At 43.7% G+C, this 24,763-nt stretch carries 19 protein-coding genes; 18 read left to right on the forward strand and 1 reads right to left on the reverse strand.

The genetic code is table 11. From position 1 onward, the window contains the following. The first annotated feature begins 21 nt into the window (after positions 1-21). From KOL94_RS03695 to KOL94_RS03740, 10 genes are all read left to right on the forward strand, one after another. Positions 22-936, forward strand: coding sequence for an aspartate carbamoyltransferase catalytic subunit (locus KOL94_RS03695; RefSeq protein ID WP_221564143.1), 915 nt, complete (start codon positions 22-24; stop codon positions 934-936). After that, on the forward strand, positions 920-2,206 hold the full coding sequence (locus KOL94_RS03700; protein WP_221564144.1) for a dihydroorotase: 1,287 nt from the start codon (positions 920-922) through the stop codon (positions 2,204-2,206). Before KOL94_RS03695 ends, KOL94_RS03700 begins: the two co-directional genes overlap by 17 nt. After that, positions 2,203-3,303, forward strand: coding sequence for a carbamoyl phosphate synthase small subunit (locus tag KOL94_RS03705; protein ID WP_221564145.1), 1,101 nt, complete (start codon positions 2,203-2,205; stop codon positions 3,301-3,303). Before KOL94_RS03700 ends, KOL94_RS03705 begins: the two co-directional genes overlap by 4 nt. Then, positions 3,288-6,497: a carbamoyl-phosphate synthase large subunit gene (gene carB, locus KOL94_RS03710; RefSeq protein ID WP_221564146.1), complete on the forward strand. Its 3,210-nt coding sequence runs from the start codon at positions 3,288-3,290 to the stop codon at positions 6,495-6,497. The genes KOL94_RS03705 and carB overlap by 16 nt, the downstream gene beginning before the upstream one ends. After that, the gene (locus tag KOL94_RS03715) at positions 6,494-7,270 is read left to right on the forward strand and encodes a dihydroorotate dehydrogenase electron transfer subunit (RefSeq protein ID WP_221564147.1); all 777 of its coding nucleotides are present in this window, start codon (positions 6,494-6,496) and stop codon (positions 7,268-7,270) included. The genes carB and KOL94_RS03715 overlap by 4 nt, the downstream gene beginning before the upstream one ends. Then, positions 7,267-8,205, forward strand: a complete 939-nt coding sequence (locus KOL94_RS03720; protein WP_221564148.1) for a dihydroorotate dehydrogenase — start codon at positions 7,267-7,269, stop codon at positions 8,203-8,205. The genes KOL94_RS03715 and KOL94_RS03720 overlap by 4 nt, the downstream gene beginning before the upstream one ends. Beyond that, positions 8,178-8,900, forward strand: coding sequence for an orotidine-5'-phosphate decarboxylase (gene pyrF, locus KOL94_RS03725; protein ID WP_221564149.1), 723 nt, complete (start codon positions 8,178-8,180; stop codon positions 8,898-8,900). The genes KOL94_RS03720 and pyrF overlap by 28 nt, the downstream gene beginning before the upstream one ends. Continuing rightward, complete coding sequence (pyrE, locus tag KOL94_RS03730) at positions 8,881-9,516, forward strand: orotate phosphoribosyltransferase (RefSeq protein WP_221564150.1); 636 nt, start codon at positions 8,881-8,883, stop codon at positions 9,514-9,516. Before pyrF ends, pyrE begins: the two co-directional genes overlap by 20 nt. Positions 9,517-9,547: 31 nt before the next feature. Beyond that, positions 9,548-10,195, forward strand: coding sequence for a class I SAM-dependent methyltransferase (locus KOL94_RS03735; protein ID WP_260412382.1), 648 nt, complete (start codon positions 9,548-9,550; stop codon positions 10,193-10,195). Positions 10,196-10,385: 190 nt separating this feature from the next. Continuing rightward, the gene (locus KOL94_RS03740) at positions 10,386-10,814 is read left to right on the forward strand and encodes a DUF1801 domain-containing protein (RefSeq protein ID WP_221564153.1); all 429 of its coding nucleotides are present in this window, start codon (positions 10,386-10,388) and stop codon (positions 10,812-10,814) included. 558 nt (positions 10,815-11,372) lie between these two features. On the opposite strand, the gene KOL94_RS03745 is transcribed toward KOL94_RS03740, so the two are convergent. Beyond that, on the reverse strand, positions 11,373-13,085 hold the full coding sequence (locus KOL94_RS03745) for an Rqc2 family fibronectin-binding protein (RefSeq protein WP_221564155.1): 1,713 nt from the start codon (positions 13,083-13,085) through the stop codon (positions 11,373-11,375). A 175-nt stretch (positions 13,086-13,260) separates the two neighbouring features. Between KOL94_RS03745 and KOL94_RS03750 the strand changes: the two genes are divergently transcribed. The 8 genes from KOL94_RS03750 to fmt all read left to right on the forward strand — a co-directional run bounded on the left by KOL94_RS03750 (position 13,261) and on the right by fmt (position 24,762). Continuing rightward, complete coding sequence (locus KOL94_RS03750; RefSeq protein ID WP_221564157.1) at positions 13,261-15,978, forward strand: calcium-translocating P-type ATPase, SERCA-type; 2,718 nt, start codon at positions 13,261-13,263, stop codon at positions 15,976-15,978. Between the two features lie 779 nt (positions 15,979-16,757). Continuing rightward, complete coding sequence (locus KOL94_RS03755) at positions 16,758-17,639, forward strand: YicC/YloC family endoribonuclease (RefSeq protein WP_221564159.1); 882 nt, start codon at positions 16,758-16,760, stop codon at positions 17,637-17,639. A 69-nt stretch (positions 17,640-17,708) separates the two neighbouring features. After that, entirely contained in the window at positions 17,709-17,969 is a 261-nt protein-coding gene (gene remA, locus KOL94_RS03760) for an extracellular matrix/biofilm regulator RemA (protein WP_221564161.1), read from the forward strand. 26 nt (positions 17,970-17,995) lie between these two features. Beyond that, positions 17,996-18,610 (forward strand): guanylate kinase, encoded by a 615-nt coding sequence (gene gmk / locus KOL94_RS03765; protein ID WP_221564163.1) that lies wholly within the window; start codon positions 17,996-17,998, stop codon positions 18,608-18,610. Then, positions 18,611-18,817 carry a DNA-directed RNA polymerase subunit omega gene (gene rpoZ, locus KOL94_RS03770; RefSeq protein ID WP_221564165.1) on the forward strand — a complete coding sequence of 69 codons (207 nt, stop codon included), beginning with the start codon at positions 18,611-18,613 and terminating at the stop codon, positions 18,815-18,817. It abuts the gene before it with no gap. A gap of 565 nt (positions 18,818-19,382) precedes the next feature. Further along, entirely contained in the window at positions 19,383-20,597 is a 1,215-nt protein-coding gene (gene coaBC, locus KOL94_RS03775; protein ID WP_311775099.1) for a bifunctional phosphopantothenoylcysteine decarboxylase/phosphopantothenate--cysteine ligase CoaBC, read from the forward strand. Further along, positions 20,594-23,014 (forward strand): primosomal protein N', encoded by a 2,421-nt coding sequence (gene priA / locus KOL94_RS03780; protein WP_221564169.1) that lies wholly within the window; start codon positions 20,594-20,596, stop codon positions 23,012-23,014. The genes coaBC and priA overlap by 4 nt, the downstream gene beginning before the upstream one ends. An 818-nt stretch (positions 23,015-23,832) precedes the next feature. After that, positions 23,833-24,762 (forward strand): methionyl-tRNA formyltransferase, encoded by a 930-nt coding sequence (gene fmt / locus KOL94_RS03785; protein ID WP_221564171.1) that lies wholly within the window; start codon positions 23,833-23,835, stop codon positions 24,760-24,762. Position 24,763: the final 1 nt, after the last annotated feature.

Genomic DNA, 24,763 nt, shown 5'->3' on the forward strand with positions numbered 1-24,763 from the left:
GAGTTAAGGAGTGTGTTTTGGGTGAATCATCTACTTACAATCGAAGCTTTACAAACGAGTGCTATCGATGAAATTCTGCATAGGGCTCAATATTATGCAGATAAAGACTTCAAAGGTGTAAGTCAGAGTGAGCCGAGGTTTGTGGCGAACTTATTTTATGAACCGAGTACGCGTACGAAGTTCAGTTTTGAAGTAGCAGAAAAGAGGCTCGGTCTGCAAGTATTGGATTTCGAATCGCAGTTTTCGAGTGTGTTGAAGGGTGAGTCATTATATGACACAGTCCGGACGCTTGAAGCCATCGGAGCGAATGCGGTCGTCATCCGACATCCACAGGATCACTTTTATGAAGAACTGAAAGATATAACGATTCCGATTCTGAATGCTGGGGATGGTTGCGGGAATCATCCAACACAATCCTTGTTGGACTTACTCACGATCCGACAGGAATTCATCGTCTTACAAGGTTTGACGGTCGCGATCATCGGTGATTTGAGACATAGTCGTGTAGCACGATCCAATGCAACCTTGCTTTCGAAAATGGGGGCCAAGGTCATTTTCTCAGGACCGGAACAATGGTTTGACTCAGACCTTCCAAACGGAAAGTATGTACCAATGGATCAAGCAGTAGCAGAAGCCGATGTTGTGATGATGCTGAGGATCCAGCACGAACGGCATAAGCAAATGATGGACTTGTCAAAACAGGAGTACCATAATCAATACGGTTTGACGATCGAAAGAGAAAAGCTGATGAAAAATCATAGTATCATCCTGCATCCAGCGCCAGTAAATAGAGGAGTTGAAATTGCGGATGAACTGGTTGAAGGTCCACGCTCAAGAATCTTCAAGCAGATGACGAACGGGGTAGCGATACGGATGGCCGCCCTGCATTGGGCACTACAAATAGAGGAGGCAGTAAGCTATGGGAATCTTACTTAAAAACGCTCGTGTGTGGAATATGGATAGCCGAAAGCTGCAAGATGTATTGATCATTGATTCCAAAATTCAAGAAATCCGCCCAAATATCGATGAAGAAGGGCATGAGCCCATCGATGTCGATGGCCAACTTTTGGCACCTGGTTTTGTTGATTTGCATGTACATCTGCGTGAACCTGGAGGAGAGCATAAAGAGACGATTGAGACGGGGACGAAAGCTGCCGCCAGAGGCGGATTCACTACAATTGCAGCTATGCCGAATACACGTCCTGTCCCAGACAGCCAGACCACGATGATGAATTTACAGAAACGGATTAAAGAAACAGCGAGTACCAGGGTCCTCCCATATGCTTCCATTACAGTCCGTCAGATTGGAGAAGAGCTTGTCGATTTTGAAACACTGAAGGAAGAAGGCGCATTCGCTTTTACCGATGATGGCGTCGGAGTCCAAAACGCAGATAAAATGCTCCAGGCGATGCAACGAGCAGCTGCACTGGATATGGCGATCGTCGCGCATTGCGAGGAAAACTCACTCATCCATAACGGTTGTGTCCATGAGGGAGAATATTCAAAAGCGAACAGTCTGGATGGAATCCCATCTGTGTGCGAAAGTGTACAGATTGCAAGAGATGTCCTTCTTGCAGAAGCAGCAGGGGTCCACTATCACGTATGCCATATCAGTACGAAAGAGTCTGTCAGGGTCGTGCGCGATGCGAAGAGAGCTGGAATTAATGTGACGGCTGAAGTGACACCTCATCATCTCTTGCTTTGTGAAAATGACATCGTTGATCAATCGCCTAATTTCAAAATGAACCCGCCACTTCGTGGGGCAGAAGACCGGGACGCGTTGATTGAAGGATTGCTGGATGGAACAATCGATTTCATTGCAACGGATCATGCCCCGCATACGGAGGAGGAAAAGTCTGTGGGCATCGAACGGGCTCCATTCGGAATCGTCGGCTTAGAAACTGCTTTCCCGCTCTTGTACACCTATCTTGTGAAACCTGGTATATGTGACCTGGACTTCCTGATCAGTAGGATGACGAAGGAGCCTTCAAAATGTTTCGGTTTACCTTACGGACGAATTGAAGAGGGAGCACCGGCAGATCTTGTCGTCCTCGATTTGGACCATGAAAGTCCGATACTTGTTGAAAACTTTGCGTCGAAAGGAAGAAACACCCCATTTAAAAATCGAATTTGTAACGGATGGCCGATCCTCACATTAGTCGCAGGAAAAATAGTATATAAGAACGGGAGTGTGTTCACACCATGAAACGACAATTGATTTTGGAAGATGGAAGTACCTTTGAAGGCATTGGAATAGGGAGTTTGCGTGAGTCGGTTGGAGAAGTTGTTTTTACCACTGGAATGACAGGTTATCAAGAAACACTTTCTGATCCATCTTATTGTGACCAAATAATCACGTTCACATATCCTTTGATCGGAAATTACGGCATTAACCATGAAGACTTCGAATCAATCGATCCCGCAGCTGCAGGAGTAATCGTAAGCGAAGCAGCGATTGAACCAAATCATTGGCAATCGACAAGTACATTCGATGAGCTATTGAGAGTGAAAGACATACCTGGAATAACTGACATAGATACCCGGGCATTGACACGTAAAATTCGCATACATGGGACGTTGAAGGGAAAAATTGCTGCAATGGATGCGGATGTCGGTCACATTACGGAGGAACTTGTTCGGAAATCATTACCGAGAGATCAGGTCAAGAAGGTTTCTACGCATACGCCATACACTCTGCCGGGCAGAGGGAAGCGCGTCGTCCTGGTGGATTTCGGGGCAAAGCGAGGTATCTTAAGAGAATTGATCGAGCGGGGATGTAATGTCACCGTCGTTCCATATAACATAAGTGCAGATGAAATCCTGCGGTTGCAACCTGACGGAGTAATGCTTAGCAATGGACCTGGGGATCCGACAGATGTGCCTGAGGCGATCGAAATGGTCAAGAATATCCTTGGTAAAGTCCCTGTCTTTGGAATTTGTCTTGGACATCAGCTACTCGGACTAGCATGCGGTGTAAAGACCATCAAAATGAAATTCGGACATCGAGGTGTCAACCATCCTGTGAAGGATCTGGAGACAGGAAAGGTCATGATTACTTCACAGAACCACGGCTACACAGTCGACCCAACCGGCATTGAAGAAACGGATCTGATTGTCACACATGTCGCAATCAACGATGAAACGATAGAAGGATATCGCCATAAATCACAACCAGCGTTCAGTGTTCAGTTCCATCCAGAAGCGTCACCAGGTCCGAATGACTCGAATGATTTGTTTGAACAATTCATTTCTATGATGAAGACATCGAAGAAAGCGGGGAATAAAGTATGCCAAAACGTATAGATATTGAAAAAATCCTTGTCATCGGTTCTGGACCGATCGTGATCGGTCAGGCAGCAGAATTTGATTATGCGGGCACACAGGCTTGCCAGGCGTTGAAAGAAGAAGGATACGAAGTCATACTTGTGAATTCGAATCCTGCGACGATCATGACTGATACGACAATGGCTGATAAAGTATACATCGAACCACTGACTGTCGATTTTGTCAGCAGGATCATACGTAAGGAAAAACCTGATGGCGTACTGGCGACGTTAGGGGGACAAACCGGATTGAACCTTGCAGTTGAACTTCATGATTCAGGTATATTAGAAGAATATGGGGTAGAGCTGCTTGGAACGAATTTGCATTCAATCCAACAAGCTGAAGATCGTGACTTGTTCAGAACATTGATGAATGAATTGAATGAACCGATTCCGGAAAGCGAAATCATCCGTTCTCTTCCTGAAGCTAAAGAATTCGTCGAGAAAATCGGCTACCCAGTGATCATAAGACCAGCATACACCCTCGGAGGTACAGGAGGAGGGATTGCCAGTAATGAAGCTGAATTGAATGAATTCATATCGAGCGGATTGAAATACAGCCCTGTTTCCCAAGTGTTACTGGAAAAAAGCATTGCAGGTTACAAGGAAATCGAATATGAGGTCATGAGAGATGGAAACGACGGCGCAATTGTCGTATGTAATATGGAGAATATCGATCCAGTAGGTGTTCATACAGGAGATTCATTTGTTGTGGCACCGAGTCAAACACTCACCGATCGTGAATATCAGATGCTTCGGAATGCAAGTTTGAAGATCATCCGGGCACTTGAAATCGAGGGGGGATGTAATGTTCAACTCGCTCTTGACCCGAACAGCTCGGATTATTACATCATCGAAGTGAACCCGCGTGTCAGTCGATCATCCGCACTCGCTTCTAAAGCGACGGGCTACCCGATTGCAAAGTTAGCAGCGAAGATCGCTGTCGGTTATACGCTGGATGAACTGAAAAACCCAGTCACTGGAAGAACGTATGCCTCTTTCGAACCTGCACTGGATTATGTCGTCACTAAAATTCCGAGATGGCCGTTCGACAAATTCGAGGCAGCGAACCGTACATTGGGTACACAGATGAAAGCCACCGGTGAGGTCATGGCGATCGGAAGAAATTTTGAAGAATCATTGCTTAAGGCAGTTCGTTCACTCGAGACAGACATTTATCATCTGCATAGCTCGACCGATCCAGCCACTGTTACGGACTGGGAGGAAATCCTGAAGAAAACCGATGACCAAAGGATTTATAATGTCACAGAAGCACTTCGCTCAGATGTTCCAATTGATTCTATCTACGATTGGACGAAGATTGATCCATTCTTTTTATCTAAGTTGAAGAACATCACCGAGATTGAAAAAGCATTGGCATTGAACCTCAATGATTTTGAACTATTAAAAATAGCAAAGCATAGAGGATTCTCCGACAAAACCATTGCAAAGCTTTGGAATATGACGGAACTTGAGGTCTACCAAAAGCGAGAAGAGAATCAGTTGATGCCGATCTATAAGATGGTGGATACATGTGCGGCGGAGTTCGATTCGGCTACGCCTTATTATTACGGAACATATGGGCAGGAAAATGAAGTTGAGGAAAGCAAGAAAAAGAGTATTCTAGTTTTAGGGTCCGGGCCAATCAGAATCGGTCAAGGAATCGAATTCGATTATGCTACCGTCCATACCGTATGGGCGATCCAAGAGGCAGGATATGAAGCGATTATCATCAACAATAACCCTGAAACTGTCTCCACTGACTTCAGTACTTCTGACAAGCTTTATTTCGAGCCATTGACGGTTGAAGATGTGATGCATGTGGTCCGTCAGGAAAATCCGCTCGGAGTTGTCGTACAATTCGGAGGGCAAACAGCTATCAATCTTGCATCCGAGCTGAGCAAAAGAGGTGTTGAAATACTCGGAACAAGCCTTGAGGATATGGATCGAGCTGAAGACCGTGATAAATTCGAGCGAACGTTGCAGAACCTTGATATTCCGCAGCCTCCTGGAAAAACAGCGACATCGGTAGAAGGGGCAGTACAGATCGCGAAAGACATCGGTTATCCCGTATTAGTCAGACCATCATATGTACTTGGGGGGCGTGCGATGGAAATCGTCTATCAAGAAAATGAGCTCCTTCAATATATGGAAAACGCAGTGAAAATCAATCCTGAACATCCGGTTTTGATCGACCGCTATCTATTTGGTAAAGAGATTGAAGTCGATGCGATTTCGGATGGGGAGACAGTGTACATCCCTGGTATCATGGAACATATCGAACGAGCAGGGGTCCATTCAGGTGATTCAATCGCCGTTTATCCGCCGCAAACCATTTCAGAACAAATGAAAGAACAGATCATCGAATGTACGACCAAACTGGCTAGAGGCTTGAAAATCGTCGGATTGCTGAACATCCAGTATGTCATATGTAAAGATGAGCTGTATGTGCTTGAAGTGAATCCTAGATCAAGCAGGACAGTACCGTTCCTAAGTAAAATCACGGGCGTCCCGATGGCGAACCTTGCAACAAAGGCGATCTTGGGAGAGAACTTGGTGCAACTAGGATATGAAACCGGATATCACCCTGAGCCAGCGGATGTTTTCGTCAAGGTTCCCGTCTTTTCATTTGCGAAGTTACGCCGTGTAGATATCACGCTCGGGCCGGAAATGAAATCGACAGGTGAAGTAATGGGTCGTGACCGTACGCTGGAAAAAGCACTTTATAAAGGCTTGATCGCTTCTGGCATGAAGATTCCAACATTCGGTTCCGTATTGTTCACGATTGCAGATAAAGATAAAGAGGAAGGATTATCTCTCGTCCAGCGTTTCTATGATATCGGCTATCAGATCCTTGCTACTGAAGGTACTGCAAACTTCATCCGAGAGCACAACATCCCGGTCACCGTCGTCAATAAGATCCAAGAGGGCAGCCCAAGTTTGCTTGACCGGATCCAGCAAGGCGAAGTACAGTTTGTGGTCAATACGCTGACAAAAGGGAAACAGCCTGCCCGAGACGGTTTCAGGATTCGAAGAGAAGCCGTTGAAAATGGGGCGGTCTGCTTGACTTCTTTCGATACGGTAAAAGCAATTTTGAATGTTGTCGAGTCAATGACCTTTTCAGCTAATGAAATGCCATCCTTTGAAAAGAGGAAGGCAGGTGTACTTGCTTGAGGAAAGAGTTGACCAAAGTCATCCAACAAGAACGAATCGCGGACAAGATCTATGAGTTGACCTTTGAAGGTGATATGGTTTCTGAGATGGTAGATCCCGGACAGTTCTTGCATATCAGGGTCGGTGAGCATTATATGCCGCTGCTCAGAAGACCGATCAGTATCTGCGATGTTGATCTTGACCGAAAGCATTGTACAATTTTATATCGTGCAGAGGGGGAGGGCACTCAGCTATTGACGAAAAAAAGAAAGGGAGACCAATTGGATGTATTGGGACCATTAGGAAATGGTTTCCCTTTAGATGCTGTTCAGGAAGGCGAAACGGCATTGCTAATAGGTGGAGGCATAGGGGTTCCTCCCCTCTATTATCTCTCCAAGAAGCTGGTGGAACGTAACGTCCGTGTAATCCATGTTCTTGGCTTTGCATCGGACAAGGATTCCTTTTATGTTAACGAATTCCAACAACTTGGGAGAACCGCGGTCACGACAATTGATGGGACACTAGGATATCAGGGATTTGTAACAGATTATATTAAACAAGCACAACCATCGTATGACGTGCTTTATTCATGTGGCCCGACCCCGATGTTGAAAGCGGTCGAGGAGCAAATGAATCCACGGCGTGCCTACTTCTCGCTTGAGGAGAGGATGGGCTGCGGAATTGGAGCTTGCTTTGCTTGTGTGTGTAATGTAAAGGATGATCCGACTGGTCACGCATATCGAAAAGTTTGTTCGGATGGACCAGTCTTTCAAAAAGGGGTGATTCAACTGTGAGTAAATTCGATATCCAATTGCCTGGTTTAACGATGAAAAATCCAATCATGCCCGCTTCCGGATGCTTCGGGTTCGGCAGAGAATTTTCGAAGCTGTATGACTTGAGCCAGTTGGGGGCAATCGCCATTAAAGCGACAACAGATGAACCTCGTTTTGGGAATCCGACTCCACGGGTAGCTGAAACGCCTGGTGGTATGCTGAATGCAATCGGTTTACAGAACCCAGGTCTTGAAAAAGTGGTTTCTGAAGAGTTGCCGTTTTTAGCGGACTATGATGTCCCGATACTTGCAAATATCGCCGGAACTACCACAGAAGACTATGTTACTGTTGCACGGACCGTTTCCAATTCCCCGAATGTGACGGCACTAGAGTTGAACATTTCATGTCCAAATGTAAAAGAAGGTGGGATTTCATTCGGGACGGATCCGGAGGTTGCTGCTGAACTGACAAGAGCAGTGAAGAAAGTTTCAGAAGTACCCGTCTATGTAAAGCTCTCTCCTAATGTGACGGACATAGCTGAAATTGCTCAAGCCGTTGAAGCAGCTGGTGCCGATGGATTAGCAATGATCAACACCTTGCTGGGGATGCGTATCGACTTGAAGACAGAAAAACCTGTCATTTCGAATCGTACGGGTGGATTATCCGGCCCTGCAATCAAACCAGTAGCGATCAGGATGATTTATGAGGTCAGCCAGCGTGTATCGATTCCGATCATCGGTATGGGCGGGGTGACATCCGCTGATGATGTCCTTGAGTACTTTTTAGCAGGCGCAAGTGCAGTGGCAGTCGGGACAGCTAATTTCGTCAACCCGTTCGTTTGCCCGGAAATCATCACTGAGCTGGAAGAGAAATTGACAGAAATGAAGATCGGACATATCAATGAGTTGGTAGGAAGGAGTTGGAAGTCTTGCTACAGCCCATCATTATCGCGTTAGATTTCGAATCGAAGGAAAAAGTCCGAACATTTCTAGACTCATTTCAAAATGAACAATTATTCGTTAAAGTCGGAATGGAACTATTTTATCAAGAAGGACCTGATTTGATCCGGATGTTGAAGGACCAAGGGCACGCCATCTTCCTGGATTTGAAGCTACATGATATCCCCAATACAGTACACAAAGCGATGAGGGGATTGGCGAAGCTTGATGTCGATCTTGTCAACGTCCATGCGATGGGCGGATCTGAAATGATGAAACGTGCAATCGAAGGATTGGCGGAAGGAAGTCGAAACAGTCGTCCGAAATGTATCGCTGTCACACAACTTACAAGCAGTTCCACAACAATGATGAATGAAGAGCTGAATATCTCTGGTTCGATTGAGAAATCGGTCATTGGACTCGCTGAAAATGCACAAAATGTAGGTCTAGACGGTGTGGTGTGCTCACCTTTGGAAGTACCGCTCCTCAGGGAAAAATGCGGCAAATCATTTTTAACAGTTACACCGGGAATTCGTCTGCAGTCGGATCAGAATGATGATCAGAAACGGGTAACGACTCCTGCGCATGCGAGAGAGCTAGGGAGTGATTTTATCGTCGTCGGCCGCACGCTCACGACATCTGCTGATCCGCTTCAAACATACCGAAAAATCGAAAATGAATGGGGGATTCCTTATGAAACACCAGGTAGCTGAGTATCTACTAGACATAGAAGCAGTATCGTTAAGTCCGAATGAGCCATTTACATGGTCTTCCGGAATGAAATCACCAATCTATTGTGATAACCGTCTGATCATTTCTCATCCTGAAATCCGTTCCAAGATCGTTGATGCATTTGTTGAATTGATTAAAAAGCATTACCCAGATGTAGATGTCATTGCAGGAACGGCAACAGCTGGCATTCCCCATGCAGCATTGATCGCTGATCGGATGAACCTACCAATGGTGTATGTCCGCTCCAAGGAAAAAGCACACGGTAAAGGGAAGCGGATTGAAGGGAAGCTCGCTGAGGGTGCCAATGTTGTTGTGATTGAAGATTTAATTTCTACAGGTGGCAGTGTCCTTAACGCAGTGGATGCTTTAGAAGAGGATGGAGCCCGTGTTCTTGGCTGTGCGGCAATTTTCACTTATGAATTGCAAAAAGGCAAAGAGGCATTTGCAGCTCGACCATTGGACGTGCAAACCCTCTCTGATTTTAGTACATTAGTACATGTAGCCGCAGAAGGTGGGACCATTTCAAACGACTCGATCAACCAGTTGAATGAGTGGTGTAATAATCCTGAATCCTGGTCGAACGTGGCTTCAAAATAATATCGATCTGGAGTGAAGTCTTTTGAGGAAAATGGAAGGTGAGGACTTTGATCAGCTTGTTTCTTTTTTCGACGGGATGGCAAGGACAAGCTGGTTGAGTTCAATTCATGAAAAGTTGAAAATCCAATCAGGAAGCTGGGAAGGTGCTCACGTATTGGACGTCGGTTGTGGAACCGGACGCCTTTTATTGCGTGGGATAGAGGAAGCAGAGCATGTGACGGGAGTAGATCTTTCTTCAGAAATGATAAAAGCAAGCAAACAGAACTTTTTCTTACATAACCGTGCTGCTAAGTCGACATTCTTGATTGGAGATGCTTACGAACTGCCTTTTGAAGACAATAAATTTCAGGTCTCGCTCTCCACATGTGTGATGTTTCTTCTTCCAGAGCCAGAAAAAGGGCTGAAGGAACTGATCAGGGTTACGAGTTCTGGTGGAACAATTACAATGTTGAATCCGAGCAGGAAAATGAATCAGCTGAACGCATTCGATTACAGTAAAAAGAAGGATATCACAGGATTCGAACAGACAACTTTACTGAAATGGTCCAATGTATCGACTCGCAGGCATCGATATACTTCTAAAGAATTGACGGACTTGCTTACTCACTTAGGTGCCAAAAAAGTAATCCATCAAGAAGTATTGGATGGTCTCGCGGTGATTTCAACCGCAAGGATTTAATCATATATATTCGCTGAAATTTCTGGTGCAACGCCGATTTTGCATTCTTCTTAGGCCTTGATGCGATCATAGGGAATGAGGAGTGAATCGACCTTAAATTCTTCAATAAACTTTTCATGAAGGAAATTCGTTATTGCTGGAGTAAGTAATGTAATAGCAAGACAAATTTACAATGAAAAGGAGAGGTCGAATGTACGAATTGAAAACGAAGGAAAATGACTACAGCGTTATCGAATTCATAGAAGATATCAATAACCCTAAAAAGCGCGAGGACGCCTATAAATTACTGGATATCTTCACAGAAAAGACTGGTTTCAAGGCAAAAATGTGGGGACCAAGCATCATCGGATTTGGTTCTTATCATTACAAATATGAATCAGGGCATGAGGGGGACGCGCCTTTAGTCGGTTTCTCACCACGAAAAGCGAAAATAAGCTTGTATTTTGCCTCTGGGGATCCAAAGCGTGACGAACTGTTGAAGGATTTTGGAAAGCATACAACAGGGAAGGCTTGCGTGTACATAAACAAAATGGCAGATATTGATGACGATGTACTTAAGGAGCTGATCAACCAATCTGTGAAGTTCCTCCAGGATACTTATCCAAAAGGAGATACATAATTAAAACATGGCAAAGCCAAGCCTTTGGCGTAGGCTGAGCCTTAGTTGCGCTTATATTGAAGAAAGTATTTTATACTTTCTTTAAATGTAGGCTTTGTTAATCTTCGTTGTTGATTTTAACGATATTCACGACACTCCTGCGGGACCAGCGAGCCAGGTGAGACCCCGCAACGAACTTTGCAAGTGAGTGAGGAGGCTCACGGTTCGCCTGCGGAAAGGGAGTGAATTTCGAAAAAATCAACATTAATCTTTAACATAGCCTAAATGTAAAAGAAGGGCAGTCCTTTTCAGGCTGCCCTTTCGTGTTGCATTAATTTAGTATGATGACGAGCTGAGATTAGAATAACCAGTTGACGATGAAACTGATGACGACGATTGCTCCAATGATCATTAAGATAGTTCGTAGCATAAAATTACTTCCTTTCTGATTTCGAATTTTACTGAAACTTATGTGGGGTTAATTTCTTAATTGTATAATTCACTACTCTTAAGAAAATTAAACCTTTTACATAAAGCTTTTGAAAATCATCACCCTACAGAAAGGGGTTCTATTTTCATTCATCCGCGTCGTTGCAGCAATTGATAGACCAGATCCTCGTCAGGAGTGACGTAAATGGTTTTTTGAGTATCATAGGTTACAAAACCTGGTTTTGCACCGCTCGGTTTTTTAACATGTTTGATAAATGTGTAATCTACAGGGACGGAACCCGAATGTTTCGCTTTACTGAAATAAGCTGCAATATTCGCAGCTTGCTGCAGGGTTGTTTCATCAGGATTGTTGCTTCGGATGACAACGTGTGATCCTGGAATATCTTTTGTATGAAGCCACACATCGTTCGCATTGGCAAACTTGTTTGTCAAATAATCATTCTGTTTGTTATTTTTGCCAACCCAAATGTCAACGTTTGTTGTAGAACGGTAATGCTCAATAGCCGGCTTATGGTTTTTCTTTTGCTTGGAGCGGCTTTTTTTCTTTAAGTAATGCCCCTCTTCCAACTCTTCACGAATTTCCTCTACATCACTTGCAGACGCTGAGTCCAGCTGTTGTAACAAAGACTCAAGATACTTGATTTCGTTATTCGTCTCGTTGATCTGTTCATAGACATATTGAATCGAATTTTTTAATTTATTATACCGCTTGAAGTAATGCTGTGCATTCTCAGACGGGTTTTTTTGATTGTCTAAAGGTATAGTGACTGTACCGCCATTCTCATCATAATAATTCGGCAATTCTGCTTTTTTCATTCCACGGCTCAGTTGATAGATATTCGCAGTGATCAGCTCCCCATAAAGCTTGAATGTTTCCGCTTTTTCAGAGTTTGATAAGGTTTCCTTCAACTTCGGCAATTTCTGTTCGTTCTTTTTCAGTTCATTCCTCAGGAATTTTTCAAGATCAGTGGCCTGTTGCTTGACACGATCTCTTTCTGCTTTTCCGAAAAAGTAACGATCTAAAAGACTGCTGATTGTATGAAAACGAGTAACCTCTCCTTTTAAGTGAGATAATTCGATGACTGAATAATATTCTTTGTTAACTGTAATGAGCATCATCGGTTGATAAATATGGTTTTTTACATCTTCTATCACTTTTAAAAAGGAGGAAGCTAACGAACTGCGGTCCCCCAATTTTGACCTTGAAATGATTTCATTGGCAACAAGTGGAGAGATCCCTTCGAAATTCTGAACAATTTGCCGGTCAAGTTTCCCGCTGTTGAAATCCAATCTGCGGATGAAAGTATCTTCATCTGACTCTAGTGGGTTTGCTTTGTCTTGTGATGGCGGGAAAATGTATGGACTGCCTGGAAGCAGCGTCCGGTGTCTGTTTAGAGTTGGCGGGATATGCTTCACACAGTCGAGTATCACATTCGTTTCGGCATCTACCAGTGAGATGTTACTATGTCTTCCCATGATTTCAACGATCAACTGTTTGTGAGTAATGTCTCCAATTTCATTTCTTGAAGCAATATGGAAAGTGATGATCCGCTCCAGTCCAGATTGTTCGATCCGGTCTATGACCCCGCCTTCAAGATGTTTACGAAGTAACATACAAAACATCGGTGGTACTTTGGGATTTTCATATTGCTGTTCAGTGATATGTATCCTCGGAAAACTTGCATTTGCTGATAATAGCAATCGTCTAGATTTCCCTTTTGAACGTATGACAAAGATCAACTCTGTCGGAAATGGTTGATAGATTTTCGTGATTTTTCCTTGGGCAAGGTTTTCGGTAAGTTCGTGTGTAATGGCTCTTGTCATGATACCGTCGAAAGACATAATGTTTCACTCCAATATATTGATACCTGATCGGTAAGGTTTTTTACAATCTTTTAAGCTAGAACTTTATTCTTTTTCATAAGCATACAAACAATTTCCCGTTCCATTATAGCATTTTTTGGGACAATCCTGAATATAGATGGCTTGTATAAGAAGGTTTAAACGGGGTGGAAGGATGAAATGGTATACGTTCTCAACTTCAGAAATTGAAGAAAGACTTCAAACAAGCACCAAAACAGGATTAACCGTAAAAGAAGCTAAAAAACGATTTGCGAAGGACGGCCCCAATGAACTGCAACAAGAAGAACGAATGTCTGCCATTATCGTTTTTTTAGCACAATTCAAGGATTTCATGGTCTTAGTGTTATTGATTGCAACATTGATCTCTGGGATTCTTGGAGAGTATATGGACGCCATTACGATTATGCTCATCGTTTTCGTGAATGGAATTCTGGGTTTCTTGCAAGAACGGAAAGCCGAACGATCTTTACAAGCATTAAAACAGCTTTCAAGTCCGAAAGTCCAGGTATTACGTGATAAGGATTGGATTACAATTCCTTCTCGTGAGGCTGTCATAGGGGATGTCATCCGCTTCTCTGCAGGGGACAGGATCGGTGCAGATGTAAGGTTGATCGATGCCAAATCATTGTCTGTGGAAGAATCAGCTCTGACAGGAGAATCTTTGCCATCACAAAAAAATGGAACAGTAAGCTTACAAGGTGATCATGAACCTGGGGATCAAGAGAACATGTGCTTCATGGGCACACTCGTCTCCAATGGAAAAGGAACGGGAATCGTAGTCGGTACGGCTATGGATACAGAAATGGGGAAGATCGCCCACCTCCTGAAGAGCGAAGAAGGCTTACAGACCCCATTGCAACGCCGGCTTGAGCAGCTTGGTAAGATCCTGATCCTCGTCGCACTGTTACTGACTGCCCTTGTCGTCGTAGTCGGGGTCATCCAAGGTCATGATGTGTATACGATGTTTCTTGCTGGAGTCTCACTAGCGGTTGCCGCCATTCCAGAAGGCTTACCTGCCATTGTGACGATTGCACTCGCGCTAGGTGTACAGAAAATGATCCGACGGCGCGCGATCGTCCGAAAGCTCCCTTCAGTCGAAACATTAGGCTGTGCAACAGTCATCTGTTCGGATAAGACAGGTACCCTCACTCAAAATAAAATGACAGTCACGGATATTTGGAGCAGCGGCAAGACCTGGCAGGTGACAGGAACAGGTTTTGAGTTGACTGGAGACTTTATAAATGGAGATCAACCTGTAGAAGTCGATAAATTTCCGGCTTTGAAACAGCTTTTAACCTTTGGAGTGCTCTGTAATAACGCTACAATCAAATTTTCAGAGAGAAAAGGGAAAAATGGTTATCAGATAAATGGAGATCCGACTGAAATTGCTTTGCTCATAGCAGGTCAAAAAGCAGGATTGAGTAAAGAGACGTTGCAAGGAGCTTATCAAATCCAAGATGAGTATCCATTTGATTCTGATAGAAAGATGATGAGTGTCATTGTCCGCACCTCAGATAATCAGGAGTATATCGTGACAAAAGGGGCTCCAGACGTCGTGTTATCCAGATGTGATAACATCTTATGGAATAATCGGCAAGCCTATTTGGACGATTCGAGGAAAAACGGCGTACATCAGGCTGTCGATAGAATGGGAAGCCGTGCTCTGAGAACGATCGCAGTCGCTTTTCGTCCTTTGAAAAAAGGGGAAAGAATAAGCACTTCTTTCGAAGCGGAATCGAATCTGACCTTCATCGGATTACAAGGGATGATTGATCCCCCACGACCGGAAGCAATTGATTCAATCATTGACTGTCAGCAGGCTGGAATCAAGACCGTCATGATTACCGGTGATCATATCGTCACAGCAAAAGCAATCGCCCGAGAGCTGAACATGCTCCCCGATCATGGAAAAGTAATGGAAGGAAAGACATTGGCGGCAATGACCGTTGAAGAGCTTGAGGAAGTCGTGGATGATGTCTATGTCTTTGCAAGGGTATCTCCTGAACATAAATTGAAAATCGTCAAAGCACTTCAAAATAGAGGACATGTGGTGGCGATGACCGGTGACGGTGTTAATGATGCGCCTGCAATCAAAGCTGCGAATATCGGAATTGCGATGGGTGAATCAGGGACGGATGTTGCCAGAGAAGCTTCTTCCCTTGTCCTTTCGGATGATAACTTTGCAACGATCAAAGCCGCTATTGAAGAAGGCAGGAACATTTATGAGAATATACGGAAGTTCATACGTTACTTGCTTGCATCCAATGTTGGAGAAATTTTAGTGATGTTGTTTGCGATGCTGCTTGCATTACCATTACCCCTCGTCCCAATCCAAATCCTCTGGGTGAATCTGGTGACGGATGGTTTGCCTGCAATGGCACTGGGGGTGGATAGTGCTGAAGAAAATGTCATGAAAAGAGCGCCGAGGTCTACGAAAGAAGGTGTGTTTTCACGAGGGCTTGGCTGGAAAATCATCAGTCGTGGATTTTTAATCGGAATCGTCACGATCATTGCCTTCTGTATCGCCTATTTTGAAAATCCGGAAAATCTAGTCAGAGCACAAACGATTGCATTTTCAACGCTTGTAATGGCACAGTTGATCCATGTGTTCGATTGCAGAAGTGAGCGTTCTGTATTCCATCGCAATCCATTCGGAAATATATATCTTGTATGGGCAGTCATCTCGTCAATCGCTCTGCTTGCTGTCGTTGTATATTATCCGCCTCTGCAGCCAATCTTCCATACTACAAGTCTCACTATCAGGGAATGTCTATTAGTCCTTGGTATGGCTGCATTACCAACCTTCGCACTTGCAGGATCACACCTGTTCAATAAGAAGAAGTACAAAGGCCAGTCAATCAAGCAAGCCTAATGAATTATGAAAAGCAGTGGTCTGTCAAAGACCACTGCTTTTTACACTTTAATCTGTAGAAGACTTTGTTGCGAAATTCGCGACACTTCTGCGGGAAAGTGAGCCAGGCGAGACCCGCATTCTTTTAAAAGATCTTCGACTAAAAGCCACCACGTCCTGTGGTGAACGTCGAAGCCAGCACGTCCTGTGCAAGTGAGGAGGCTTGCGGAAGTGGGTTAATACAGGGTAGTATATCTAGCTCAGCGACCAGTCACTTGGATCACTTCAAACTTCCTGCGGCGGCAACAGCCTCCTCGTCAATTTTCCAGTGACTATCCGGGTCGCTTCCGCTTTTCGTTTGCCTGCGGAAAGGGAGTGAATTTCGCAGAAATCAACAATAATAATAACAGAGTTATACTTTTTGCGGTGCAGCTATACTCTCAAAGTGGAAGGTTTTTGTATTTGTAGATAAAATCTTGCTTTTGTAGATAAATCAGAATTCCATATAAGTTGACCTATCATTTTCCCTTATTTACGTTCAACCTCTGCATTTTATGAATAATTACAAACCATTTTGCCTTAATTAATCTGTTTTTCTCCTATATTCGGATTAAAACATCGATTTTGGAGTGGGGACTGAGCATTTTGGTAAGGTTTACGTTTTACTGGCGGTCCCAAAAGATTCCTAACTTGCGCAGGATTCTGTATTTCCGCTTTAAAAGGAATTTGGAACTATAAATCTTTCATATTCTTGTCCACTGTTGTAAAATTGTATAGAATAGTACAATGGATGTGATAATGTGATTAAAAGTATGACGGGTTTTGGGAGAGCATGCATTGAGTATGATGAATTCACGATCACTACAGAGATCAGATCCGTGAACCACCGTTTTACTGAGGTTCATGTTCGGATGCCGAGACAGCTGACGATCATTGAGGATAAGGTCAAGCGTTGTGTCACACGATACATAAAACGGGGTAAGGCTGATGTGTGGATCACCGTTGAAGGCGAAACGGGTGTAGAACGCGAATTAACTGTGGATTGGGGATTGATGGATCAGTATGTTGCGGCACATGAACGTGCAAATGAACGATATAATATTCAAGATCGAATCCGTTATCATCAACTCCTAACATTTCCGGACATCGTTTCTATTCACGAAAAAGAGAATGTATCCGATGAATTTGCAGGTAAGATACTTGAATCTGTAGAAAAAGCGGCTTCTGAATTGAGCGAAATGAGAGCAGAGGAAGGAAAACATTTGAGAGAAGATCTCAATCAACGGCTAACTGTGATTGAAAAAATCCTCAACGAAGTAGAATCCTTTGCACCAGATGTTCAAGAGGCTTATAAAGAACGGCTTTATAAAAGGATCAAAAGCATCAATGATGGAACAGTCGAATTAGATGAAGACCGCATCCTGACTGAAGTTGCGATATTTGCTGATAAATGCAGCATTGATGAAGAATTGATCCGTTTGAAAAGTCATCTCAGTCAATTCAGAGACATTCTAGGGGAATCTGAACCTGTGGGAAGAAAATTGGATTTCCTCGTCCAGGAGATGAATCGTGAAAGCAACACGATCGGGTCGAAAGGAAATGATTATTCAATCAATAAAAATGTTGTACAATTAAAGAGTGAAATAGAAAAAATCAAAGAACAAGTACAAAACATCGAATAAGGTATGATCTAGAGGGTTGTACGTTAAGAAACTTGGATACGCTAGATATAGATAGCCAGGAGGTAACAAATGAACATTAAATTGATCAACATTGGATTTGGAAATATTGTTTCGGCAAATCGTATCATTTCGATCGTAAGTCCAGAATCTGCTCCAATCAAGCGAATCATAACAGATTCAAGGACACAGCATAAATTGATAGATGCGACTTATGGTAGAAGGACACGTGCCGTGATCATCACTGACAGTGATCATGTTATCCTTTCTGCTGTACAACCCGAAACAGTAGCTCAAAGATTACTAAACAAAGAGGATTTGACAGAAGATTAGAGAGTGACTGAGGTGTAAAGGTTAATATGAAAAATGAGAGAGGAATTTTGTTCGTTTTATCTGGCCCCTCCGGAGTTGGAAAAGGAACAGTGAACCGAGCATTGCGTCAACAATGGAATGGGCTTGAATTTTCGATTTCCGTCACTACCCGTAAACCTCGTGAAGGTGAGCAGGATGGGGTTGATTACTTCTTTAAATCCCGAGATGAATTTGAAAAAATGATTGAACAGAATGAACTTCTTGAATGGGCAGAATATGTGGGGAACTACTACGGGACTCCTTTGCATTATGTAGAGCAAACGTTGGCTTCCGGTAAGGATGTTCTGCTTGAAATTGAAGTACAGGGTGCTTTGCAAGTACGAAAACTGGTGCCTGAGGGCGTGTTCATTTTCCTTGTTCCTCCAAGCCTTGCTGAACTTCGAAATCGAATCGTTGGCCGTGGGACGGAAACAGAAGAATTGATCAATAATCGAATGTCCGTTGCTAAGGAAGAACTAGAAATGATGGATTATTACGATTATGTTGTGGAGAATGATGAAATACAGGCTGCATGCAATCGTGTTAAATCGATTGCAATTGCGGAACATTGTAAGAAAGAAAGAATCAAAAAACAATACTTGAGATTACTGGAGGTTGAGTAAATGTTATATCCTTCAATCGATTCTTTGATGGAGAAAATCGATTCCAAATACACACTGGTGACAGTTTCAGCTAAAAGAGCGCGAATGCTCCAACAGGCATCCGAGCCGAAGATTGATGATCCGAAATCCAATAAATTTGTGGGTGTGGCTTTAGAAGAGATCATCGATGGAAAACTAAGCTATGACATTACCAAGCTAGAAGGATAAAGGGGTTGACCCATAAGTGTCTGACGTACTCCGTTGAACCAACATCTTGATTCAATTTGTTGCCGGGGAGACGCCTGACACTTTTCTTATGGGTCGGCTTTTTTTTACCTTAGTTAGTAACTGCTGATCTTAGCGAAATCCACAGTTAGGATTATAATTATCACTTTAAGCGAAATTTGCGACATTCCTGCGGGAAAAGCGAGCCAGGCGAGACCCCGCACACTTTTAAAGGATCTTCGACTAAAAGCCACCACGTCCTGTGGTGAACGTCGAAGCCAGCACGTCCTGTGCAAGTGAGGAGGCCTGCGGAATGGGTTAATGCAGGGAAGTGTTGTCTAGCTCAGCAACCAGTTACTTGGATCACTTCAAACTTCCTGCGGCGGCGACAGCCTCCTCGTCAGTTTTCCAGTGACCTACGTGCCTAACCGGGTCGCTTCCGCTTTTCGTTTGCCCGCGGAAAGGGAGTGAATTTCGCCTAAACAACAATTGTGAATAATAGAGTTTCTCGAACATGTATTCACCGTAAATATATTATGTATACAAAAAGTAGTAGGGGATGGTTTCAGTGTCTAGCAATAAAAACATTTTGCTATGCGTGACCGGAGGAATAGCGGTATTTAAAGCAGCAGCCCTGACGAGTCAAATCAGACAATCTGGGTATGAGGTTAAGGTGATGATGACAAAGTCTGCGATGGAATTCGTTACACCATTGACCTTCCAAACACTATCAAGAAATCCTGTATATCATGATACGTTTGATGAAAAAGACCCGTCTGGTGTGGCACATATTGATTTGGCTGATTGGGCTGATCTGGTCGTCATTGCACCTGCAACAGCAAACAGCATTGGTAAACTGGCAAACGGGATTGCAGATGATATGATCTCTACGACATTGTTAGCAACGACGGCTCCAATAATGATCGCTCCTGCCATGAATGTCCATATGTATGAACATCCCGCAGTCTATTCGAATATGGAAAAACTGGCTGACTTCGGATGCCGTTTCATAGAACCTGGGGAAGGTTTATTAGCATGTGGTTATGTTGGTAAAGGAAGACTTGCAGAACCAGTTGAAATTCTTGAAGCGATCAGTACATTTTTTAAGGAAGCGGATCATCAAGTTTTACAGAATAAACATGTGCTTATCACAGCGGGGCCAACAAGAGAACATATCGATCCTGTGAGGTATTTTTCCAACCGTTCAACTGGCAAGATGGGTTACGCCTTAGCAGAAGCAGCCGCTTCACTTGGTGCAAAGGTAACGCTTGTCAGCGGTCCTTCGGTACTTAAGCCCCCATTCGGAGTTGAGGTGATCCCTGTGGAGACTGCTGAAGAAATGTTTGAAGCTGTAATGTCACTTTATGCTGATGCAGACCTAGTGATCAAATCTGCAGCAGTGGCTGACTATCGCCCGAAACTCACATATGATTCGAAAGTGAAAAAGAGCGAGGGAGACTTGTCGGTTGAGATGGAAAGAACAAAGGATATCTTGAAGGAACTCGGCCGGTACAAGACAAGACAAACATTAGTCGGTTTTGCTGCTGAAACGGATAATGTTGAGCGTTACGCGAAAGATAAGCTAGAAAGAAAGAATCTAGACCTGATTGTTGCGAATGACGTTTCTCAAAAAGGATCAGGATTCGAAGGGGATACGAATCAAGTTTATATTTACGGCAAGGATGGTCATGAACGAAAGAGTGCCTTAGTATCCAAAAAACAAGTAGCAGAGATGGTGCTGGAAGAATCCCTCCGATACATGAAAGGGTTAAATAAAGGATGATTGCTGGGGTGATTGTCGATGTTCCAGCAATTGGTACGGACCGGGCGTTCGACTATCGGATCCCGGACGATCTGGAAAGTGCTGTGCAAATCGGCATACGTGTCGTTGTGCCTTTTGGACCCAGAAAACTGACAGGATTCGTAATCAATTTGAAGGAGGCATCTGAGCATAAAAGATTGAAGAAGATTGAAGATGTTGTCGACCCTTCTCCGGTTATTAATGAAGAATTGATTGAACTTGGAAAATGGATTGCAGATAACACTTTATGTTTTCTTCATTCTGCTTATCAGTCGATGTTGCCGGCGGCTATGAAAATGAACTACACGAAGCGCATCTACAAGACGGAGGGAACTGATTTGGACCGGTTTCCGGAAAATATCCAGGAATCCCTCCAATCTGATAAAGGTCTGAGCTGGGATGAGGTATTGAAGATGGGCTCAGAATATGTACGCAGTGTACAAACAGGTTTGAGTGATGGCCAACTTGATGTCCACTATGAAATACGATCAAAAGGAAACAAAAAGAAACAGAAGGTCATCAAAATCTCAAAAACGCCTGAAGAGTTAGCGGAAGCACGGGATGAGATTATAAAACGTGCGCCAAAACAAGCGGCTATTTTGACTTTTTTACTTGAATCGAAACACCAAGAAATGCTTACTCAAACGTTGATTGAGAAAACCAACAGCTCACGTGCGGCGGTGAAGGGGTTGATTGATAAGCAACTGCTTCTTGAATCGGATAAGGAATTGTACCGGGACCCTTACCAGGATCGTGAATTTGAAAAAACGATATCGTTACCGCTCACCAGTGAACAAAAGCAGACAATCGAGCCTATTTTAGAGGATATCAATACTGAAACTCATGAAACGTTTCTCATTCATGGAGTAACAGGTAGCGGAAAGACGGAAATCTATCTGCAAGCAATCGAACAAGTCCTCCATCTCGGAAGGGAGGCAATCATGCTTGTTCCGGAAATTTCATTGACACCGCAGATGGTACATCGATTCAAAAGTCGGTTTGGTTCAGAAGTAGCGGTATTGCATAGTGGTCTCTCAGTTGGAGAAAAGTATGATGAGTGGCGAAAAATACATCGTAATGAAGCACGTGTGGTCGTTGGAGCGCGTTCAGCAATCTTCGCACCATTTAAGAAACTTGGAATCATCATCATCGATGAAGAACACGAATCAAGCTATAAACAAGAAGAGAATCCCCGCTATCATGCAAGGGATATTGCGATCCAAAGAGGAAAATTCCATAAGTGTCCGGTAGTGCTTGGCAGTGCAACACCGACGTTGGAGTCTTATGCACGTGCGCAAAAAGGGGTATACACGCTTTGCACCCTCAGCGAACGTGTGAATAATAGGGATATGCCGAAAGCTGAAATTGTCGATATGAGGGAAGAGTTGCGTTCAGGCAATCGATCCTTATTCTCAGAGACACTCTTTGAGCGTTTGAAAGACCGGAAAGAGAAAGGTCAACAAAGCGTTCTGCTTTTGAACAGACGCGGTTACTCCACCTTCATCAATTGTCGGGATTGCGGTTATGTCGCACAATGTCCACATTGTGACATTTCCCTTACTTTCCATAAACGGTACAGCACGCTCAAGTGTCATTATTGTGGTTATGAAGCACAGCAGCCCTCCAATTGCCCTGAATGCAACTCAGAACACATCCGTTTTTTCGGAACAGGAACACAGAAAGTCGAGGAAGAGCTTAACAGGCTGATGCCAGAAGCGAAAGTGATCCGAATGGATGTTGATACCACTAGCCGCAAAGGGATGCATGAAAAACTATTGAATTCGTTTGCCGAGAAAAAAGCGGATATTTTGTTAGGGACACAAATGATCGCAAAGGGATTGGATTTTCCGAACGTGACGCTCGTAGGTGTTCTAGCTGCAGATTCTATGCTCCACCTCCCAGATTTCCGTTCCTCTGAACGGACGTTCCAGCTATTAACTCAGGTAGGGGGAAGAGCAGGAAGACATGAACTTTCAGGTGAAGTGGTCATCCAGAGCTATACACCAGAACACTATAGTATCCAACTTGCCCAGCATCATGATTTTCTCACTTTTTATAATAAGGAAATGCAAATTCGGAAATTACACCAATACCCGCCTTTTTATTTCTTGTCCCTAATCACGATTTCACACGAAGAATTGATGTATGTCGTGGACATATGCGAAAAAATTGCAGGACGGTTGAAAGAATCCCTCAGTTCACAAGCCATCGTCCTCGGACCAGTAGCATCACCGATTCCTCGTATGAAAGATAGATATCGCTACCAATGCGTGATAAAATACAAAAATGAACCGAATTTAAAAGAAACATTGAATGAAATTCTGGTCCATTACCAGAAGAGGATGCAGAGGGATGGGTTGGTTATTGGCGTGGATATTCATCCTCAAACAATCATGTAATAAGAGGATAGTTCAAAATTCCGGGAAACAGTTCTGTCGTACTTCTTCGTTACGTTGCTACTCAGATCCTCACGTATAAAAAATACGCTCCGGTCTTCGTAGCTTCCGTGCCTCGAATTTCTCGGCTCTGTTTGTCCTCATTTTGAACTTGGGACGTGATAGTACTGCCGTTGTCATAGGACGTGAGATTTTAGGCAGTGATCGTAACTCGGTTTTACTGGGCGTTAAAACCTTCATGCCTGGTTTTTTTAACGAAATTCACGACACTCCTACGTAATCCGCATTCTGGGCGAGACCAAGCAATAATGTTTTCAGTTAACGGACACCAGAGCCGTTATTTATGAACTAAATCGGTGTTTCTGAATTTTACCGGACACCAGAGCCGTTATTTTTAAAAAAGTAGCTGATTTTCTATGATATTCGTAAAATAAGGTCCCTGTTGTCCGCTAAGTTAGTAAAATACAATTATTTTGGTCAAATAAGGTCTCCTGTGTCCGTTAACAGGTAAATGCAACTCGGTTTCAAGCAGGATGAAGTGAGGAGGCTGGAGGAAGTGGATTATTGCATGGAAGTGATGTCCAGCTCAGCAACCAGTCATTTGGATCACTTCAAACTTCCTGCGGCGGTCGACACATTGATTGACATCCTTATGAGTGAGGCCACGTAGAACCAAGTCTTTGTTTGGTTCGAGTCTCCGTCAGTTTTCCAGAGATCTACGTGAATTAATCGGTTCGATTCCGCTTTTCATTCGCCCGCGGTAAGGGAGTGAATTTTGAAGAATTTTTTAAAATAATGGACTTATTAAGATAGGTGATTATATGAAAATCGTGTTTATGGGAACTCCGGATTTTTCAGTTCCGGTTTTACAAAGACTCATCCGTGATGGTTATGAAGTAGTGGCTGTCGTTACTCAGCCAGATAAGCCGGTCGGCCGGAAGAAAGTGATTACACCCCCACCCGTGAAACAGGAGGCGTTACGGCATGAAATCCCTGTTTTACAACCTAAAAAGGTGAGGACGGAATATGAAGAAATCTTGAAGTATAAGCCAGATCTGATCGTCACAGCAGCCTATGGACAGATTTTACCTGGCGAACTGTTGGATTATCCTGAACTCGGCTGTATAAACGTTCATGCCTCTTTACTTCCTGAATACCGTGGAGGGGCACCCATCCATAAAGCAATCATCGATGGGAAGAAAGAAACCGGCGTAACGATCATGTATATGGTAGAAAAACTGGATGCGGGAGATATGCTTAGTCAAGTAACGATCGAAATCGAAGAGGATGACAATGTTGGTAGCTTACATGATAAGTTGAGCGAGGCAGGGGCAGAATTGCTTGGGGATACGATTCCAATGCTGGTGAATGATGAGTTGCAGCGGATCCCGCAAGACGAATCTAACGTCACGTATGCTCCTAATATTTCTAGAGAAATGGAAAAAATTGATTGGACAGCAGACGGTGAAGACATCTATAACCAGATTAGAGGATTGAACCCATGGCCTGTCGCTTATACATCGCTAGAAGGTAAGAATGTGAAAGTCTGGTGGGGAACAAAAGAACCGGTTGAACATAAAGGTGATCCGGGGCAAATTCTAGCTTTAAATAACAAAGGAATCCTGGTAGCGACAGGGGATAAGACAGCGATAAGGATAACAGAGCTGCAGCCGGCAGGGAAGAAACGTTTGGAAGCTACTCAATACCTTGCGGGTGCACAACTGACTACAGAAATGAAATTCGGTGAATAAG

This window comes from Alkalihalobacillus sp. TS-13 (assembly GCF_019720915.1).
GTDB lineage: Bacteria > Bacillota > Bacilli > Bacillales > Fictibacillaceae > Pseudalkalibacillus.